This is a genomic window from Pedobacter sp. B4419 (genome assembly GCF_059693725.1).
Window position 1 is genome coordinate 1483084 of record NZ_JCASSL010000002.1, and the last position, 19608, is coordinate 1502691.

Genomic DNA, 19608 nt, shown 5'->3' on the forward strand with positions numbered 1-19608 from the left:
TATTTAGAATTAAACTTAATAACGACATGAAAGTGTTTGCCTCCTTGTGCGTGGCTTTTTTAATGATTGGCGGCCAGCCTCGTAATGAAAGTCCTATTAAAAACAATCAGCGGTTGTATGTTTCGCATTACGAAAATGTATTGGGAACATCACTAGAGTTTAAATTTACCAGCACTTCGGAAGCGGAGGCAGACAAGGCCGAAAACGCAGCCTTGGCAGAAATTGATAGGTTATCGGCTATTTTTAGCGCCTACGATGCCAAAAGCGAATTTAGCCAATGGATGAAACAGGGTTTGAACAAGCCTGTAAAAGTTTCGAAGGAGCTTTTCGATATACTAAGCCTCTTTGCCGATTGGAAAACCCGTACCAATGGCGCGCTTGATGCTTCGGCAGCTGTTGCTGGAAAACTATGGAACGAAGCTGCCAAAAAACAGCAATTGCCAAGCAAAGCCGAAATCAATGCGGCCGTAGCTACCATGCAACAAACACATTATAAACTTGATGCCCAAAACCTAACCGCTACTCGTTTGAGCAACGCGCCATTGGTTATGAATACCTTCGCCAAAAGCTACATCATTAATTTGGCTTGCGATGCCGCTTTGGCCAGCGCAAAAGTTGATGCCGTTGTGGTAAACATTGGTGGCGATTTGGTGATCAAAGGCGATGTAAAAGACCATGTGAACGTAACCAATCCTCAGGCAAACGCCGAAAACGATGCGCCCTTAGCACAATTATTGGTAAGCAACCGCGCTGTAGCCACCAGTGGCAACTACCGTCGCGGCGAGCAGATTGGCAAACACTGGTATTCGCATATTGTTGATCCGCGTACAGGCAAACCGGTTGAAGGCGTAATCAGTGCCACGGTTATCGCGCCAAGCGCAACAGACGCAGGTGCTTTGGCAACCGCATTTAACGTATTGTCGCTCAAAGAAAGCGAAGCCTTGGCCAAAACCGTAAAAGATGCCGAATACCTGATCATTACAAAAGACGGCAAAAGGGTAGAAAGCGCAGGATGGAGCACTTTGGTTGATCCGAATGCCAAAATCAACACTGCCGAAAACGCAACTCCTGTAGCTTATGGAAAAGACAAGCCTTGGGATCCTAAATTTGAATTGGCCATTAACTTTGAGTTCAATGCCATTCAGGGTAATACCCACAGGCCTTTTGCGGCCATTTGGGTTGAAAACGAAAACAAGGAACCGGTTCGCAACTTGGCCTTGTGGTACAATAAAACCAAATGGGTGCCTGATTTAAGAAACTGGTACCGCATTAACGGCGAAAGCTTTAAAGCCGATAAAGCCAATTTTGCATCGTCAACCGGCGCAACCCGCTCACCAGGCAAATACACCATTAAATGGGATGGGAAAGACGATAAAGGAAATTATGTAGCCCAAGGCAAGTATACCATTATCATCGAAACCTCGAAAGAGCATGGAACGGACGAGATTCTTCGCCAAACCATGGAATTAAAGAAAGCCGCTAAAAAAGCAACGGCAGAAGGCAATGTTGAAATTTCAAACGTAACTTTTGACTTCTACAAAAAATAATCCAACGCCAAGGGCGCTTACTTCAAAGAAGAAAGAGGCCCAAAAAGCAGGGAAAAGCGCAAAAAAGGACGTAGCCAAACTTTCGCGTTGGCTACATATCTATCTTTCGATGGTTAGTTTTGCCATTGTGCTTTTCTTTGCCGTTACTGGTTTAACACTTAACCATCCGAGTTGGCTAGGTGGCGATAAACAGATAGAAAGCAAGCTTAAAGGCACATTAAACGCGAAATGGGTAAACAATCCCGATACCAACAAGATCGCCAAGCTCGAAATTGTAGAGTGGATGCGCAACAAGCACCAGGTAAAGGGCGCGGTAAGCGAATTTAGGATCGACGATTCGGAAATAACGGTTTCGTTTAAAGGCCCTGCCTATTCGGCCGATGCCTTTATAGATCGAGAAAAAGGCAGCTACGAACTTTCTGAAATCAAAATGGGCATTGTGGCCATTATGAACGACCTGCACAAAGGCCGCGATTCGGGCAAGGGCTGGGCTTGGGTAATCGATATTTCGGCCGTTTTCTTAACCTTGGTTTCGTTAACGGGCTTGATCCTGATGCTGTTCCTGAAGAAAAAAAGAGTTTCTGGTTTGGTTTCGGCTATTATAGGACTGCTGCTTTGTTATTTGCTCTATGTGTGGCTGGTACCCTAGGCCAGTTTTCAGTTAGCAGTTTTCAGGCTTGAGTTAATAGTCTATTGATGATGGTCCATCGCTTGCAGGTTCTAGCTATAACCTCAAAGGGTAAGTCAATAATGCATGTTGATAGTCAAGGCAAACTGATATAAAAAGAACCATTTGTTATTCAGAACGAAATTTGTCATCCAGAGCGAAGCGAAGGATCTATTTTGAGGCAGATTCCTCCTAACATCGGAATGACAAGAAATAATTTTTGGTATGGCGGTTAGCAATTGACTAATGAGCCAATGAACTAATGAACGGAAAAAAGACCTGTGAAGTTTTTAAAACTTCACAGGTCTTTTTGCTAGGTATTCATCCTCTTTGGCCGTCATCAATGTTTTGGCGACTTTTGTTTTGTCTTTATAGCCCAACAAGTGCAAGGTACCGTGGATCATGACGCGGCAAAGCTCATCCACTACATTCGCGTTAAAAGACGCCGCATTTTCGCGAATTCTTTCCAAGCTGATAAAAATATCGCCAACAATCGTTTTTAAGGCCTCTGAGTTGTCGAAAGTGATCACGTCGGTATAATCGTCGTGTTGAAGGTAATCTTGGTTTATACGCAGCAAATACGCGTCAGAACACAAAATAAAATTGAGCTCTTCTAATCGGTAGCCCTCTGCAACAATAGTAGCCTCGATCCAGCGCTTGATTAAAGTCTTTTGTTTGAGGGTATAAGTGATGTCTTCGGTAAAGAAATTGATTTTTGCCATGGGGGTCTTCTCTTGATATTCGTCATTGCGAGGAGGAGCAAATCGCGACGACAAAGCAATCTTCCCGAGAGAGATTGCTTCTCCCGAAGTTTTTCGGGATCGCAATGACGATAATTATTTCGGCGAATTTAGCAATTTAAAATATTCCGCAATCTTGTTTTTGTAGTAGTAGTTCAAGCTCGGCGGCAATTTCTGGATCATTTCGGTTTCACTCTGTTGCTGTTTTTTAAACTTGTCCATCATCTGTTTGTAGGATGGCGGAAAATCATTGCCGGCCTTGCTTTCGCGTTTGGCATCTTCGTCCTGCTCGCGTTGTGCCTTCTCGGCATCGAGCAGTTTAATGTTCAGGTTTTTTTGCCTGTTCATGGTTTCCTCGCTGATCTGCTTATTCACCAAATCCGATTCCGTTTTCTTCATGTCCTGTACCACCTGGTTCAGGTCGCCCATGGTACCTTTGCCATCCTTGTTGTCTTCTTTGTTTATTTTCTGCAGGGCTTCCCTAATCATTTGTTGTTGCTGGGCCATGCGCGCATATTCTTCGCTCATTTGACCTTTAGGAACGGTGCCCATGTTGCCTTCGCGCTTCATTTTGTCGCGGGCCTGCTGCATTTTTTTGTTCAGCTGGTCTTGCATCTGCTGCAATTGCTGCATGCTTTGTTTACCCTTGCCTCCGCTTTTGCCGTTCTTTTTGGAGTTTTGCAATTGGTCTAATGCTTCGTTCAGCATCAAGGCCAGGTTGTTGAGCGAGGTCATGGCAAATTGTTGCGAACGGTTGGCTTCCGGCGTGCGCCTATCGCCCAAATATTCTAATGCTTTCCCAATATTAAAATTGATTTTATCTACCTCGGCATTCACCACACTTTCAATTTGGGGCACACGCTTGCTGAGCGAATGCAAACTGTCGGCAATGGTTTTCATGTTGTCCTTAATGGTGTTCTGTTGCTGTACGTTGCCCACATAAGAGGGGTCGTTGCTGCTCATGCGCCTAAGGCTTAGCATCACTTTTTCCTGCTCAAAAGAAGTGCTCAACAAATTTTCGAGCAGCTTGCGCAACTCTTGGGCATTTACCTTCGATTCTTGTTCTTCGCCCTCTTGCTGGTCTTCCTTCATCTCTTTGGCCAGCTGTTCCATTTGTTCGGCTGCCTGCTTTTGGTTATCGGCCGCTTTTTGCTTATCGTTTTTGTTCAGCTGTTCTTTGCTGTTTTGCTGCTTTTGTTCGATTTGTTTGGTTTCCTTTTCGGGATTTTTAAAATTGTTGGGCTTTTCGAGCTGTTGGTTTTTATCGGCCAGGTCTTTCAGCTCTTTTTGCAGGTCTTTAAAATCCTTGTTCAGCTGGTCTTGTTTGTCTTTGAGGTCGTTTACCGAGCTGTTTTTGTCTTTGCTTTGCTGGCTCAATTCCTTTTGGTCCTTGGCCATTTCGTTTAAGCGATCAATCTTGTTCTGCAGGTTCTGCTCAAACTCCAGCTGCTTATACAATTCTAAAATGCGGTCGAGTTCATTTTTAAGCGTCTTGTTGTCCATTTGCATTTTAGACAGCTCATCTTGGGTCATGTCCTTGTTGTTCATTTCCATGAGCTGCTGCAGCTTTTGCAGCAGTTCCTTGGTTTTTTCGTCGAGCACATTCTTAAAAAGGTTGTCGATCTGCTTTTGCTTTTCTTTCAGTTCTTCGTTTAAGGCATTGTTTTCCTGTTTGTCGAAGTTGTTTTTCTGGTTTTGCTGCTTAATGTCTTTTACGGCCTCTTCCAGCTGTTTTTGCTTATCGAGCAATTGCTCAATCTGCTTTTTATCTTCGAAAGAAAGCTGTTTTTTGTCCAACAGGTTTTGGCTCAGCTTTTTGCTGTCTTTTTCTATGGTATTGGCCAATTTAATGGTCGATTCCATTTTTTGCTTGAGCGATTCGCTTCCTTTTTCCAGTTTTTCGGCTACCTGCTGCTGGGTAGGCACCTGATAGGTTTTGATTTCAGACTTCGAAACCTTTACCCCATTTACCCCATCGTTATCGGCCACCTCAAAATAATACTCCAGCACTTGGCCAGGCTTGGTACTGATGTCGTTTAAATTCCACAGGTAGAAAAAAGCATTCTCCACCTGGTTGTTTTTGATGGAAATAGGCTTGCTCTGTTCGCTAACAGTTTTTCCGTTTTCCTTGATGCTGTATTTGAATTTGAGCGAAGAAAAACCATAATCATCGGCAATGTTGCCAGAAAAATAAAGCGCTTTGCTGCTCAGCGAATCCGGTGCTTCGGTAACCGAAATGCTCGGAAACTGATCGACAATGACATTGATTTGGTGGCTGAGCGAATCGGCATTGGTTACAAATTCGTTTTTCGGCACTACGCGGTAACTGCTGTTTTTTCGGATCACCGAAGTAAAGCTGGCCACGTCATCGTCAACCTTGAGACTAAAGGCCTTGTTCTGTAAAATAAAAGATAGCTCGTTGCTGTTTTCGGTATGCAGCTGCCAAACCACCTTTGTTCCTTCAGGGATGAGCATATCGCCTACGTTGCTCAGGCTTTCACTTTTCCGTTGCAGATAGGCAGGAAAAACCAGTTGCGCGCTCATGTTCAGCAATGACGGACGGGGCTTCACCTCGATCACAAATGTTGCGGAATTAAACCCCCCACCAAAAAAGCGCAATGATTTGTTTTTTTGCAGGTTTTTAAAGGTATAATTGAAATGGCTGATGTTTTCCTTTTCGAGCTTGTAGGTGTTCGGCCCATCTTCGAGGTAAATATCCTGCGGAAATTCATCGCCCTTCAGTTCTAGTTGCACCTTAAAATCATCGCCCTGTGTAGCCGTTAAAGTTTTGTTTGTTACCAAAAAATCGAAAGGCGCTTTGGGCAGTACTTCTTCGTTGTAGCGGATGAAACTATTGGTGCCTTCGCGCAGTACGGCTGGGGCAATGAGGCCAATGACCAAGATAATTCCCAAGGGCACCAAAATGTATTTGATATGCCTTTTGTTTTCGCCCAAATTAATGGCACTGGCAAAGGGTACGGGTCTTAAATTGTTTATTTTTTGATCTATCCCGGCCAAAATCAATTGGCTGTTTTGTGGGGAGCTATCGGCCAGCGCCTTCAGCTGCAAAGTATTGAGCAAGCGGTCTTTTACGTTAAAAAAATGATTGCCGATCAAGCTGGCGGCTTGTTCCAAACTGAGGGTTTTGCCCAACTTGAAATAGGCGAGGGCAGGTTTTACAATCCAAAACCCAATAATGCATAGAGCGATGAGCACAAATGAAAAGAAGAGTGCGGTTTTGGCGCCAATGCCAGGCTGGGCATAGTAAACCAATACAAACAGCAAAAGATAAAGGCCCAAAATACTTGCCGAAGCATAAATGCTGCCACGCAGAAGCCTGTTGAGGTAAAACTTTCGCGTAAACTCATTAATCTTGTCGACCAGAAGATCGTAGCTGCTGCCCATATCGTGTTAACGAAATAAAGGTTAAAAATGTGTGCTAATCGGCCAATAAATGCCCTAATTTAACAGTTTTAATATTGACAGGGATAAGTTAACAAAAAATCAATACATTTTTGTTCCCAAAACCCTATTTTTAGTGGATTAAAATACACAAATGAAACGATTAACAACTGTAATTTTATTGAGTGCTATGATTTCAACTCAGGCGATAGCTCAAAAAACCATTACCAGCTGGAACAAAAACCAGGTGATTGCGCACCGGGGTGCCTGGAAGAAAAACGGCCTTCCCGAAAACTCCATTGCTTCACTCAAAGAAGCCATCCGCATTAAGTGTTTTGGTTCAGAATTCGATGTGCACCTAACTTTGGATAGTGTGATCGTGGTAAACCACGATGCCACCTTTTTGGGCTTGCCGATTGCTAAATCGACCTATGCGCAACTGCTCAGCAAAAAGCTTTCAAACGGCGAATCGATCCCAACTTTAGAAAGTTACCTCAAAGCAGGGATGACCCAAAAGAAAACCAAGCTTATTTTAGAAATCAAGCCTCAGAACATGGGTAAGGAACGCGATGCTTTTTTAACCGAAAAGGCCCTGCAGCTAGTGAAAAAACTAAAGGCAGAAGCTTGGGTAGAATACATCAGTTTTGGATACGACATCTGTACCTACATTATTCAGCACATGCCTAATGCCAAGGTGGCTTATTTGGCGGGAGAAGTGGCTCCGGAAAAGTTAAAAGCCGATGGTTTTGCCGGATCGGATTACCATTATTCGGTTTTCCAAAAAAACAACTGGTTCGCACCCTCCAAAAAACTGGGACTGAGCATTAACGCCTGGACGGTAAATACCGTTCCGGAAATGGAATGGCTATTGGCCAACGAGGTTGATTACATTACCACCAATGAGCCTGAACTGCTGTTCGAGACTTTGAAAAATACACCTGTTGCCAAAGGATGGAAGCTAAAATGGGCCGATGAGTTTAATGGAAAAGGCCTTCCTGATGCCAATAACTGGGGTTATGATGTTGGTGGCTCTGGCTGGGGAAATAATGAGAAACAGTTTTATACCAAAGCCGATACCACCAATGCCAATGTAGAAAAAGGAGCATTGAACATTACGGCCCGTAAACAGGAGAAGGATAAAATGCAATATACTTCGGCTAGGCTGGTGAGCAAAAACAAATACGACGTGAAATACGGACGTGTTGAAGTGCGTGCCATTTTGCCAAAAGGAAGAGGCATATGGCCTGCCATTTGGATGTTGCCTACCGACTGGAAATACGGAAGCTGGCCTAAAAGCGGCGAGATAGACATTATGGAGCACGTAGGTTATGCGCCAGATACCGTACATGGCACCGTGCATACCGAAGCGTTTAACCACGTAAAGGGAACGCAGGTAGGCAAAGCCTTAAAAATAAACGATATTTATACCCAATACCATGTGTATGCGATCGAATGGTTTGCAGACCGCATCGATTTCTTTATCGACGAACAGAAATACCTGACCTTTAAAAATAGTGGCAAGGGAATGAGTGACTGGCCTTTTGACCAGCAGTTTCATGTGCTGCTGAACGTTGCTGTAGGTGGCAACTGGGGCGGCGCAAAGGGATTAGACGAATCTATTTTCCCTGCAACCATGAAGGTTGATTATGTAAGGGTTTACCAGAAGTAAAAAGCCTGTAGTTGCAGAAAGAAGTTACAGTAAAGAATTTATAAAATAAAAAAGCCTCGATAACTTATCGAGGCTTTTTGGTAAATATGATAAATAATTAGATTACTTTCACATTAACGGCGTTTAAGCCTTTTCTACCGTTTTCAACGTCGTATTGAACTTTGTCGTTTTCACGAATTTCGTCGATAAGGCCTGTTGAATGTACAAAGATTTCGCTATCGCCATTTGATGGGATAATGAAGCCGAAACCTTTAGTTACATTGAAAAATTTTACTGTTCCTTCTTGCATTGTATTGTAATTAAATGAGCTGCAAGGTACATTTAAAAATTAATAAAACAAATGTTTGCGCTATGCAGTCAAAAAAAAGAACAGTTTATTTCGCCAATTTGCCCACCAGGTTCAGGGTAATTTCGCTAGAGTGGGGTATGCCCAGTGTAGTGCCAGGCGTAATTTGGTAGAGGTTGCGCACATACACATCTAAAATACCCTGAATTAGTCTTTTTCTTGGCCCCAAATCTTGTTTCATCACGCCTTCTACCCGATTAACGGTCATTTTGCCTTGTGCATCAACCACTATAGAAAAACGATAGGCAAACTCCTTGTAAGATTTTTTGATGACCAATTTGTATTCTGGATAGAGGTAGTCGTAAGAACTTGTTTTATGATTGAGCTCATCTACATTGCTTATTTTTTCTACGGTTACGTAAGGCCCTTTTGGCTTAAACTCAACAGGCTGACGGGCCGCAAAGGCCACTTCTGGATTGGCAGGATCTTTGGCCGTTTTGGCCGACAGCTCCTTGATAAAAAGAGTATCGGCCTTGGTGGGACGCTGCAGCTCGCCAACAGTGGTATGGAGCTTGTTTTCGATATAGTCGCGGGTGTAGTAGGTGCAAAAAACATCCGAACGTTCGTCGTCGTCGCCGGCAATTACGCGTCCATCCACCTGCAGGCGTTGCAGGATCAGGCTGTCTTTGCTAATGGTAATCACCCTAAAAAACTCGCGCGCAAAATTGTATACCTTGCCGTGGTCAAACTGCAGGTAAAAAGCTTCCATTCCCTGTTTCTCAGGACTATAAGCCAGCATTGTATCTGGTGCTTTATATTGAATAATCCAAGTAGGTTCATGCTGGAAACCGTTTTTATTAAAAGAAAGGCCATTTTTAAAACGGCGCTTCACCTCGTAAAACCGAATGCCGTTTACATCGCTAAAACCGAGCTCTTCTGTTTGTTCGGCAGGCTTAGAATCGCCTTTAGTCTGTTTTTTGGAACCAGAATTGCAAGCGACAAAAAATAGGGAAAAAAGAAAGGCAGTTGTTAAAAGGTGGTTCAGCTTCATTTTAAAGGGCACAATATTGATGGCGCAAATATATCATAGTTTTATAAAGAAGTATAAAGGGAGTTGATACTTTAACGTGACGTTCAGGGGTTTTCGTCTTTTTAATCACCGTTGGTAGGGATGATCATCACAATCCAACTTGTCTCCTCTGAAAACTGCCAATTGTTCTGGAGCGCATATTCCGGTTGCTGGTTTAAATTCGGGCTATTTTTCTTGGGCTAGTGTAGTTCCGCCTCCTAGCCGGCTGGGCTAGTCCTTTCTCCTTGATGAGAAAGGGACCAAAGAATCAAGGCTTCAAAGTTTTGTCGCAAATCCTAAACCTTCGCTTAATAGCGCAAGGCCAAGCCGCGTGAATGCCTATTGGTAATCAAAGGTCCTGCACCACTTCTGCGCCCTTGCTTATTTTCAGTAAAACGAAAGGAAGTGCAAAAGCTTTGGTTTGCCTTTACTTCCAAAGCTTTGTAGGCCGTGTGGCAACTAACATTGTTTGTCTGGTGAGGGCAAGATTGTTAAAGTTTATAAAAAACAGTGCTTTCATGCGCTATCCAACCAGCGATCATAAATCACTAACAATTTTGTAGAAGAGACTAACCTACTTCCTTGATTTAAGCATAATTACATTGGCTACTTTTCTTTCGCCTTCGTGATCCCATTTTTTATTGTCTGAGGGGAAATTTACGATGCCGTTTCCGGGAGCATCGGCTATCCATAAAGTGGTAGAACCACCCCCATCGAGGTTAATGGCGCTGGTACAGCCTAACCATTTCATTACTTTGGTGAGTTCGAACAGGCTCATGCCTGCCGAGTTTTCATGGCGGCCATCTACGGTAAGCAAGATGATCTTTCCATCGGGCTTGATGCCAATGGCGCTTCTCGGGTGGCGTAGGCGATTAAAAGCTGCGGTATCCAAGCTTTCGTCGGTTTGGTTAAAAACAAGCAACGGACCGCTCAGCATGATGTCTTTTTCTGTCAGGTTCTGTTCCCAATTAGGGCTTCCGTCCCATTTTTTAAGGCTCAACTTGCCGTTTTCAATTACAATAGCGGCTTGTTGGTGGCGCGCTCTTTTATCGCCCTTTTCTAAACGCGTTTGATTAACCACCTGCCCATCAACTTTAATAAAATCGACAGAACCTCCATTCTTCACATCGAAAAAAGTGCCGTTGATGGCAGCTAAGGCATTGTAGCTTTTGCCGAAGGTAGGCGTAGTTTTTAATTCCTTTGCTTCGGCACCGATGGCAAAATGAGGCGCTCTTCGGCTGCTTTTTACCTCTACAAAAGAAAGCTGCTCATTGGCCTTAAAAAGACCCTTATCGGTAAAATGATAGGTAAACAGTTTCGTTTTGGGCGCTATGCGCTGTTTTTGCCATTTGGCTTTAACAATGGCCAACGAATCGGCATTTTGTGCGGCTGCGACAAAGCTTCCGCCAACAAATACTAATGAAACAACAAGGGACTTTATCATGGGCCTAAAATAAAAAAGCCCGTTAAATTTAACGGGCTTTTTATGTTATTTTTTCGGATCTAAAATGTCGTTAATTCTAACGGCAAGATCTTCGTAGTGTGCCTTGGTGTTGGCATCGCCGGCAACTCCGCGCGCTTTAGCAGTTGCCAATAGCGTTTTGAGTTCGGCTCTAACCAATGGCCTGATATCGGTAACCGAGATATTTACCGGTGTAAATACAAAACCTGGTGGCAAACCTACAGGTGCAGGTGCATCAACCATTAAGCTTCCCAAACGATCGATATAGCCTCTTTGCAGGTTGCGTTTAAAGGCATCAGGTCGGCCGGCGGCGAAAATGCTGCCACGCAAATCGGTAAACAATTCTGGAACGGTATAGGCGGTTGCACCGTTTTTGGCTTCGTTGTCCAGCATGCGCAACAACCTCGACGAAGAAATGATGTTGTTGATGGTTCCAGTCTGTACGCCTTTGATGCGGGTCAGCATCGAACCATTGTCGAATTTGTTCAGTTGCTCGCTGTTGATCAGCCATAAAGGCGTAGTAAACAACTGCTGGTTCAAAAAGGTAATGGCTTCTTTTTGTTTGGCTTTATCCAAATATTTGTAAACGGCACCCGCTTGATCGTAGGTTTTAAAGTTTTCGCTCAAACCACCTACGTTATAGGTTACGTGACCCATGTAACGGTTAAACTGGCCTACAATTTCGCCATAAATTTCACTCAGGTTGCTGTAGTCTTTGCCTTTTTCATAAGTCCATTTTTCTACGTTTGGCAAAATGCGTTTCAGGTTGGCAATACCATAGCCACTGGCTTTCATGGCATTGTCGCCCAAGTCTTCGCTTTGGTCGCGCGGATCGTAAGGATTACCTTGACGGCCATAGAAATACATCGGATTGCCCGCTTTTTCTTTGGTCCAAACATCCAATTTGTCTTTTTCCTGTTGAGCACTTAAGCCGCCAGGGAACCAGGTATAGCCCCATTTGATGGCCCATTTGTCGTATTCGCCAATGCCAGGGTACATTTTTGTTACACCATCGCCTGGCTGAGCCACATAGTTGAAACGGGCATAGTCCATAATAGAAGGAGCGGTAGCATATTTGTCGGTAAAGGCTTTAGAACGCAATGAATCAACAGGGTAGGCATAGCTCGAACCGAAGTTGTGTGGCAAGCCCAAAGTGTGGCCAATTTCATGTGAAGACACGAAACGGATCAAATCGCCCATTTGCTGATCGCTAAATTTAGCTTTACGCGCTTCTGGGTTAATTGCGGCGGTTTGTACAAAGAACCAGTTTCTCAACAAGCTCATTACGTTGTGGTACCAACCGATGTGGGTTTCTAAAATTTGACCGGTACGTGGGTCAGAAACGTGCGGTCCGTAGGCATTTTGGATATCTGATGCGAAATAGCGAACTACCGAATAACGAGAATCGTCTACGCTGAATTCAGGATCTTGTTGCGGGGTTGGGGCTTCTTTACCAATAATGGCATTTTTAAAACCCGCGGCTTCAAAAGCTTTTTGCCAATCGTTGATACCGGCAATCAGGAATGGCACCCATTTTTTAGGGGTTGCAGGATCGATGTAGATGACAATCGGCTTTACCGGTTCAACCAGTTCGCCACGTTTATAGGCGGCGGTATCTTTTGGAACCAAATTCCAACGGTGGATGTAGGCGGTACGCTCAGATTTTTGGGCGTCGGTACCGAAATCAATCTGCGATTGACCAAAGAAACCAACTCTCGCATCCATAAAACGAGGCTTAACCGGGGTTTTTGGCAACAACAACATCGAGGTGTTGAATTCGAAAGTAATCGCGCCAATGCTGTTATCGATTGGCGACTCTGCCGAACGGTAGGTTTTTGCTGTTCCTACCTCGATGTTCAACGGATAGGTTTTAATGGTGTCGATATACGAACGGGTGTTGTCGTAAACGGTAGTTTTATAGGCTTTTCTCAAGGCATCGGTAGCGCCGATGGCCATGATATCGCCATTGTAGAAATCGGTTACATCAATTACCACACCAGTAGTGTCTTTATTGTAGGCCTTGATGTCGAAAGACGCCAAAATGGTAGACAGGTTCGAGTTTTTTACAGATTGGTACATGTCCGAATTTTCGGCTGCCTGTACGGCATAGCTAGGTACGCGGATAAAGATCTGCTTGCCACGGCGTTCCCACTGCCATACCTGCTCGTTCAATTCTTCGCCGCCATATTGCTGGTTGCCCACTTTAACGCCCGATGGAACCTTGGCCAAACGGGTTACCACCAACATTTCGCGGTTTAAAACCGAATCTGGGATTTCAAAATACCATTTATCGTCTAAGCGGTGCGTTTTGAACAAGCCGCTTTTGGTTTTGGCCTTTGCGGTAATTACTTCAGCGAATGGTTTAATGCCTTCTTTTTTTGGCGCAGCCGGAGCCGCCGTTGCTGGCGCTGCTGCAGGGGGAGTTGCGTTTTTCTTTTGTTGCGCAAAGCTGGCAGTGCTGCCCAATGCACATAGAAAAAACAAACTAGCCGTGGCCAGTAAGTTTTGTTTTTTAATCATGTTTTAAGAAATAAGTTAGTTTGGTGATAAAAGGCTAAAATAGAATTGTGGGAGGGCAAAGCAGGGCGTAGCCACCGAATGTTACACTTTGATGACAAAACTAAATTCTTCGTTTCAGCTTGAGCAGCTTGATGATATTCTTGTTGTTCCTTACAATCTCGACCAAGATGGTTCGGCCATCGTCAGACTTGAACAGCTTTGAGATATCTTCTAAAGAAAAATCTTCGATGAAGCGCATGTTCAACGAAACGATCTCGTCCTGCTCTAAAAAACCCGCTTTTTCTGCCGGAGATCCAGGTTCGATGCGCCCAATAAAAACATGTTTTTTGTTGTTCGGGTCCATGTATACTTCAATGCCCGACATGTCATGATCAAAAGGGGTCGAATAATTGGAGTTTGGCTTAAGGTACATTGAAAGATTGGGGTAATCGAACACAACATTAAAACGTTTGAGCAATTCGGCACCCAGGTTGCCGTCATTTCTGTCGTAGCCGATCTGCTTGGCCAAGGCCTCGTAAGACGGGAAGCCCGACAATACATTGCTAAAAGTATATTTGCCTAACGATAAATAGGGTAAGCGGCCCATGCTGCCATCTATTACGCCACTTAGGCCTACGCCCAAATTGGCAGAAATGGTATCTTTTGGTATGGGAAAGGGCTTGCCGGCTAGCGCGTGCATAGAAAGCGCATGGCTTGCACCACAGTCAACAATTAATTTGACCCTCAAAAGGCGCTTTTCCTGGTCCTTCAGGTCTGCATAAATATAGGGCCTGTTGTTTTCGATAAATATTGGAATTTGGGCACCCCTTTTCCTGGTTTTTACCTCGGGAAGCGAAAAAATCATGCGGCTAGAGGTATAGCTGATCTTTACCACAAAGCTGTTGAAGAAGGGATAACCAATGAGGCCGTATATTTTTTTGCCCAGGTAACTCGAGAGGTCGAAGATGTCTTTCTTTAAAATGGCGGTTGGCACATGGGCGGCATTGGCTTCCGAAAGCTTAACGCTTACATCGTTGGTTAAAAAAGCATCAATTTCTTCGCCCTGCCCAAAGCCATAAACCTTAATGGTTCGCGGATTTTTGATTTTTAAGGTGTCTAACAAGGAAGGTTCGGTAACGATGAGCGAACCAACTCCGGTATCGAGGATAAAATTGAAGGGGCCTTTTCCGTTGAGGTAAAGTGGCACAATGATCAGATTCTTAACCTGCTCAAAATTGATCGCATCTTTTTTACGTTTTCCCTCAAAAGTAAAATATTGGGCATGGCAGGCCTCTACCAAGAGGATTTGCAGTAAAAGGGAGCCACAAAAAGCGAATAGCAGGTGTATTTTTATTGCCCGATGCCAATATTTCATAAAACTAAATTAATAAATTAGGACGCACATTTTTGCTATACCCAACACTTAATGGAAAAACTCCGCCTTAAGGGCATTATATACCTGTTTTTAATTTTTGGAAGCATTCAACTATCCTGCTCCTCAAATCGAATGATTTCGAGAAAAGTAAAAAAAGAATTTAAGCATTCCGAACTCATCAAAAAATATCAAGTAGGCTTCGCATTATACGATATGGGCAAAAAGGAGCTACTTTTTCAGAAAGATGCCGATAAATATTTTACGCCCGCCTCTAATACCAAGCTGTATACTTTTTATGCCGGCTTAAAAATGATTCCCGATTCTATTCCATCGCTGCGCTATGTAGAAAGGGGAGATTCGCTTATTTTTTGGGGAACAGGAGATCCGTCTTTTCTGCATACGCAACTGAAAGGAAACAAAGCCTATCATTTTTTAAAAAACAGCAACAAGCAATTGTACTTTGCTCCCGGAAGGTATACCGGCAACTTTTACGGCAACGGCTGGCAATGGGATGATTACAACGAGTACTACCAGGCCGAGATCAACGAACTGCCTTTAATGGATAATATGGTGCTCATTACCGCCGATGCCAGTGGCAAAATGAAAATAATGCCCGAAATTTTTGCCAGCTGTTTTGCAAAAGACAGTACCAGCAATGCCAAAACCTTTAAAGTAACCAGGGATTTTAACAGCAACCATTTTACTTATCCCAATGTTGCTGCAACTGCAAAATTTGCCCAACAGGTGCCTTTTAAGGTGAGTACAGCAACCAGTGTAAACCTATTGTCGGATACCTTGAACAAGTATGTAGGCATAATTAACCTAAAAATGCCAGCCGATGCCAAGACGATCTACAATGCCAAAAGCGATTCGGTTTTCAAACAGATGCTCCAGCCTAGCGACAACTTTATTGCTGAGCAATTGTTGCTTACCTATGCCAACCAAATTGGCGAAGAGCTGAATACCGCAAAGGTTATCGCCTATATCGAAAAAAAATACCTTAGCGAACTGCCTGATAAACCAAAATGGGTTGATGGCTCGGGCTTGTCAAGAGGAAATCTGTTTACGCCTAGAGACATGGTTAAGCTTTTGGAGCTGATTTACACCGAAGTAAACAACAAGGAAAAACTGTTCAGTATGCTGCCCGCTGGAGGCAAAACCGGAACACTGAGAAACGCCTATCCAAAAACCAACAACCCATTTGTGTTTGGCAAAACCGGAAGCTTATCGAACAACCACAACCAAAGCGGCTATGTAACCACCAAAAAGGGAAGGGTGCTCATCTTTTCTTTTATGAACAACAATTTTGTGCAGCCAACGGCCGAAGTAAGAAACGAAATGGTAAGGCTGATGACCTATATTCACGATAACTTTTAACGATAGCAGATGAAATATTATTTAGCGGCATTATTGGTGGTTTTTTGCCTGGCAACAAAGGCGCAAGACCAGCTCGTTTACCAAAGCAGCAATTTGCCAAGGACCGATACCACTTGGGTATTTAAGCCCAAAAACTATAAAGAACAGGATAAATTTCCACTAATTTTCTTGTTGCATGGCTATGGCGGCAATTACAAACAATGGAACAACATTATGAATGCCCAAAAATACGCCGACGAGTATGGGTTTATCATTGTTTGCCCCGATGGCTTGTTGAGCAGCTGGTACCTGAACAGTCCAGTAAAGAAAGATTGGCAATTTGAAACCTTCTTTTTCAAGGAATTGTATCCTGATATCCAGCAAAAATACAAGGTCGATCCCAACAATATCTTTATTTCAGGACTAAGCATGGGTGGCCATGGCGCATTGCATTTCTTTATACAGCATCCGGAAATGTTTGCCGGAGCAGGTAGTACCAGCGGGGGGATAAAATTATCAGATGGATTTGGTAAGTTTGGATTGGGAGATTTACTGGGAAACCCACCGGCTACAGATGAAGCATGGAAAAAGTATTCGGTAATCGAAAATATTGGCCAACTGAAAGGAAATGCCAAGCCTATTATTTTTGATTGCGGTGCCGACGATTTTTTCTACCAATCGAATAACGAGCTCAAGCAAAAATGCGATAGCTTGAAACTAAACGCCACTTACATTTCTCAGCCAGGCGCCCATAACAAGGTTTATTGGGCCAAATCTATCCGCCAACAGTTTGAGTTTTTTAAAAATCAATTGAAAAAGCAGGAATGAAGCTAAAAAATCTACTCTTCGTATGCGTCTTGGGCTTGGTGGGCTTTGGCGCGTGTAAAAAAAGCAGCGATACGGTAAATCCGCCAGATAATTCTACGCCGGTAACCCCAACGCCTTATGTGCCAGACAACAGCTTTAAAATTGTGGCTTATATGCCAAGTTATAAAGACCCAGAAACAGTAGACATCAGCAAGTATAAAATGATTACCCATTTGTTTTATGCTTTTTTGGAAATCGATGCGGCAGGAGATGGTTCATTGAAAGCGCTTTCGCAACCCACCAGGTTTGCTACGGTAATGCAACGGGCCAGGGCCAATAATGTAAAAGTGGGCATCTCGGTTTCGGGTACCAGAAGTTATTTTATAGCCATGGCCAATTCGGCGACAAGCAGAACCAAGTTTGTAACCAATGTGGTTAATTTTGCCAAAAACAACAACCTGAATGGGGTAGATATCGACTGGGAATATCCAAGTACTGCAGATGCGGTTCCATCGGCCGATAATTTTGTGCTTCTGATGCAAGAACTATCAACCGAACTGCATAAGGTCAACAAATTTTTGAGCGCCGCGGTTACCCCTGCAGTATATGCGGGAAGCATCAGAGACGGGATCAAGCCTGCGGTTTTTCAATATGTAGACTTTTTCAATATTATGCAATACGATGGTCCAGGGTACGACACAACCGAACCCTATCAGCATGCTTCCTATAAAATGAGCGTAGCCAGTATGGATCAATGGTTAATTAACAAAGGCCTTCCTAAAGAAAAGGCAATAGTAGGTATTCCGTTGTACGGAGAAAATTCTACTGGTTCGGCCAAAGGCTATCGCGATATTGAAGCAGCAGGAGTTGATGTGAATGGCAACAGCGGTATGGTAAATAGTGTAGAGTATTGGTTTAATGGCATCAGTTTGGTAAAACAAAAAACACAGCTGGCTAAAGATCGTGGTAACGGCATTATGTTTTGGGAGTTCTCTTTCGATACCAATAACGCCAATTCTTTAATCAAAGCGGCCAACGATCAATTGGGAAGAAGCTATAATTAATGCAAGTCAAATCCGTATTTAATCAACTGGATGGTGCCTTGGCTCCGAGGATTGAAGTAGCTGGAAAAAGCTATCTCTATTTTGGGGGAACGGCTTATCTAGGCATTCCGAGCAATCAGGAATTTTTGAGGAACTATATGCACGGTCTCCAAAAGTTTGGACTGAACAATGGTACGAGCAGGGGCAATAATGTGCAACTGGGCATTTATGATGAAGCCGAAAAGCATTTGGCGCAAAAATTCGGCGCAGAGGCTTCGTTGGTAAGCTCTAGTGGCTATCTGGCGGCCCAGCTTACGGTAAAGCATTTTCAAGATTGGGGACAAATAGCTTACGCCCCAGCCTGTCATCCGGCTTTGTGGCTAGATGGGGAACCTAAAACAACAGGATCTTTTAAGGCATGGACCGAAGCTATTACAGCCCTCATTAACCAAAGCAATGAAGAACGATGGGTACTCATCAGCAATTCCATGAACAATCTTTTTCCGGAGATTTACGATTTTTCTTTCGTAAAGGAAATCGACCACAATAAAAAAATCCTGTTGATTGTAGACGATTCGCATGGCATAGGGATCAATTATAAGGGCCTAGGCGCGTTTGTTGCATTGCCATCGGCCCATAATATCGAAACATTGGTTGTCGCCTCTATGGCCAAGGCATTGGGTGTTGATGCAGGCTTGGTATTGGGCTCAGCAAAAATGATTGGCGAACTGAAGCAAAGCAACGAGTTTTTGGGTGCTTCGCCACCCGCAGCCGCAGGCCTTTTTGCTTTGATGCAGGCCGATGAAATCTATAGCCAAGAGTTAAATCAACTTAAAAACCTCAGTCAACTTATGTCAGAGTCATTGGCGGGTCAAAATGACTGGCATTTTATACCAGATTTTCCGGTTTTTTTCTGCAAAAATGCAGACCTTAGCCAACAATTGCTGGCAAAGCAGGTGCTGATCTCCGCTTTTCCCTATCCAGACAAGGATGGAGAAATGATCAATAGAATTGTGCTGAGCAGCTGGCATAGTGAAGCCGATGTTAAAGAATTATTAGACGCATTATAAAGATGAAGAAACTTGTATTGATTTTTTTAGTGGTTTTGCTAGGACAGCAGAACCTGAGCGCTCAGAAAGCAGTAAAAATCTGGATTGTTAGGCATGCCGAAAAGCTGGCCGATAATCCTAAAGACAACGATCCCGATCTATCGCCAGAAGGAAAACTGCGCGCAGACGCCTTGTTTAAAGAGCTAAAAGGACAAAAACTCGATTCGATTTTCACCACCAACTATAAAAGAACAAAGCTCACGGCATTTCAATTGGCCGATAGGGAAGGCATTGCCATCAAAACCTATAATCCTGCCGACCAAAAAGAATTTGCCAAGCAGCTGATGGCGAATGCCAAAGGCAAGAAAATATTAATTGTGGGGCATTCCAATACGGTTCTCGAGCTCATTGAGGCATTTGGCGGTACCAGGCCGATTAAAGCATTGACTGACGATGATTACGATTATATTTTTTCGCTAACGGTTAAAGATGGCAAAGCAGATGTAAGCGTAGACCATTACGGCGCCGAGCACCATACCAAGCAGGAACCGGTAGAAAAACCGAAATCTTAGTTTGTTTTCACCACCTAAGAAACCTTAGAGCATTTAAGTTTTAACACATAGGCAATGGAGGGCTG

Annotated in this window: 15 protein-coding genes; 8 read left to right on the forward strand and 7 right to left on the reverse strand. The window is 43.7% G+C overall.

Going from position 1 to position 19608, the window contains the following annotated elements:
* Positions 1–26 precede the first annotated feature (26 nt).
* Complete coding sequence (locus tag AC570H_RS17840) at positions 27–1547, forward strand: DUF2271 domain-containing protein (protein WP_497357324.1); 1521 nt, start codon at positions 27–29, stop codon at positions 1545–1547.
* Positions 1528–2196 carry a PepSY-associated TM helix domain-containing protein gene (locus tag AC570H_RS17845; protein ID WP_497357326.1) on the forward strand — a complete coding sequence of 223 codons (669 nt, stop codon included), beginning with the start codon at positions 1528–1530 and terminating at the stop codon, positions 2194–2196. The genes AC570H_RS17840 and AC570H_RS17845 overlap by 20 nt, the downstream gene beginning before the upstream one ends.
* Positions 2197–2504: 308 nt before the next feature.
* On the opposite strand, the gene ybeY is transcribed toward AC570H_RS17845, so the two are convergent.
* Together ybeY and AC570H_RS17855 are read right to left on the reverse strand one after the other, a co-directional pair.
* Positions 2505–2936: an rRNA maturation RNase YbeY gene (ybeY, locus tag AC570H_RS17850; RefSeq protein WP_497357328.1), complete on the reverse strand. Its 432-nt coding sequence runs from the start codon at positions 2934–2936 to the stop codon at positions 2505–2507.
* A 114-nt stretch (positions 2937–3050) separates the two neighbouring features.
* On the reverse strand, positions 3051–6359 hold the full coding sequence (locus AC570H_RS17855) for a DUF4175 family protein (RefSeq protein ID WP_497357330.1): 3309 nt from the start codon (positions 6357–6359) through the stop codon (positions 3051–3053).
* Positions 6360–6510: 151 nt separating this feature from the next.
* On the opposite strand from AC570H_RS17855, the gene AC570H_RS17860 reads away from it, so the two are divergent.
* Complete coding sequence (locus AC570H_RS17860; protein WP_497357332.1) at positions 6511–8025, forward strand: family 16 glycosylhydrolase; 1515 nt, start codon at positions 6511–6513, stop codon at positions 8023–8025.
* 97 nt (positions 8026–8122) lie between these two features.
* Here the strand turns inward: AC570H_RS17860 and AC570H_RS17865 are convergent, their stop codons facing one another.
* From AC570H_RS17865 to AC570H_RS17885, 5 genes are all read right to left on the reverse strand, one after another.
* On the reverse strand, positions 8123–8314 hold the full coding sequence (locus AC570H_RS17865) for a cold-shock protein (RefSeq protein WP_497357334.1): 192 nt from the start codon (positions 8312–8314) through the stop codon (positions 8123–8125).
* 85 nt (positions 8315–8399) lie between these two features.
* Positions 8400–9362 carry a hypothetical protein gene (locus tag AC570H_RS17870; RefSeq protein WP_497357336.1) on the reverse strand — a complete coding sequence of 321 codons (963 nt, stop codon included), beginning with the start codon at positions 9360–9362 and terminating at the stop codon, positions 8400–8402.
* Positions 9363–9954: 592 nt separating this feature from the next.
* Positions 9955–10824 (reverse strand): phosphodiester glycosidase family protein, encoded by an 870-nt coding sequence (locus AC570H_RS17875; RefSeq protein WP_497357338.1) that lies wholly within the window; start codon positions 10822–10824, stop codon positions 9955–9957.
* 45 nt (positions 10825–10869) lie between these two features.
* A complete protein-coding gene (locus AC570H_RS17880) occupies positions 10870–13362 on the reverse strand; it encodes a zinc-dependent metalloprotease (RefSeq protein ID WP_497357340.1) in 2493 nt (830 codons plus the stop codon).
* 100 nt (positions 13363–13462) lie between these two features.
* Complete coding sequence (locus AC570H_RS17885) at positions 13463–14716, reverse strand: pepsin/retropepsin-like aspartic protease family protein (RefSeq protein WP_497357342.1); 1254 nt, start codon at positions 14714–14716, stop codon at positions 13463–13465.
* Between the two features lie 132 nt (positions 14717–14848).
* Here AC570H_RS17885 and AC570H_RS17890 point away from each other — a divergent pair, with 132 nt between their 5' ends.
* From AC570H_RS17890 to AC570H_RS17910, 5 genes are read left to right on the forward strand one after another with little or no spacing between them, the layout of a single operon-like run.
* The gene (locus tag AC570H_RS17890; protein ID WP_497357344.1) at positions 14849–16093 is read left to right on the forward strand and encodes a D-alanyl-D-alanine carboxypeptidase/D-alanyl-D-alanine-endopeptidase; all 1245 of its coding nucleotides are present in this window, start codon (positions 14849–14851) and stop codon (positions 16091–16093) included.
* 9 nt (positions 16094–16102) lie between these two features.
* Positions 16103–16900, forward strand: coding sequence for an alpha/beta hydrolase (locus AC570H_RS17895; protein ID WP_497357346.1), 798 nt, complete (start codon positions 16103–16105; stop codon positions 16898–16900).
* Positions 16897–17943: a glycosyl hydrolase family 18 protein gene (locus tag AC570H_RS17900; RefSeq protein ID WP_497357348.1), complete on the forward strand. Its 1047-nt coding sequence runs from the start codon at positions 16897–16899 to the stop codon at positions 17941–17943. Before AC570H_RS17895 ends, AC570H_RS17900 begins: the two co-directional genes overlap by 4 nt.
* Positions 17943–18992, forward strand: coding sequence for an aminotransferase class I/II-fold pyridoxal phosphate-dependent enzyme (locus AC570H_RS17905; protein ID WP_497357350.1), 1050 nt, complete (start codon positions 17943–17945; stop codon positions 18990–18992). The genes AC570H_RS17900 and AC570H_RS17905 overlap by 1 nt, the downstream gene beginning before the upstream one ends.
* Positions 18993–18994: 2 nt before the next feature.
* Positions 18995–19543, forward strand: coding sequence for a phosphoglycerate mutase family protein (locus AC570H_RS17910; RefSeq protein WP_497357352.1), 549 nt, complete (start codon positions 18995–18997; stop codon positions 19541–19543).
* Positions 19544–19608: the final 65 nt, after the last annotated feature.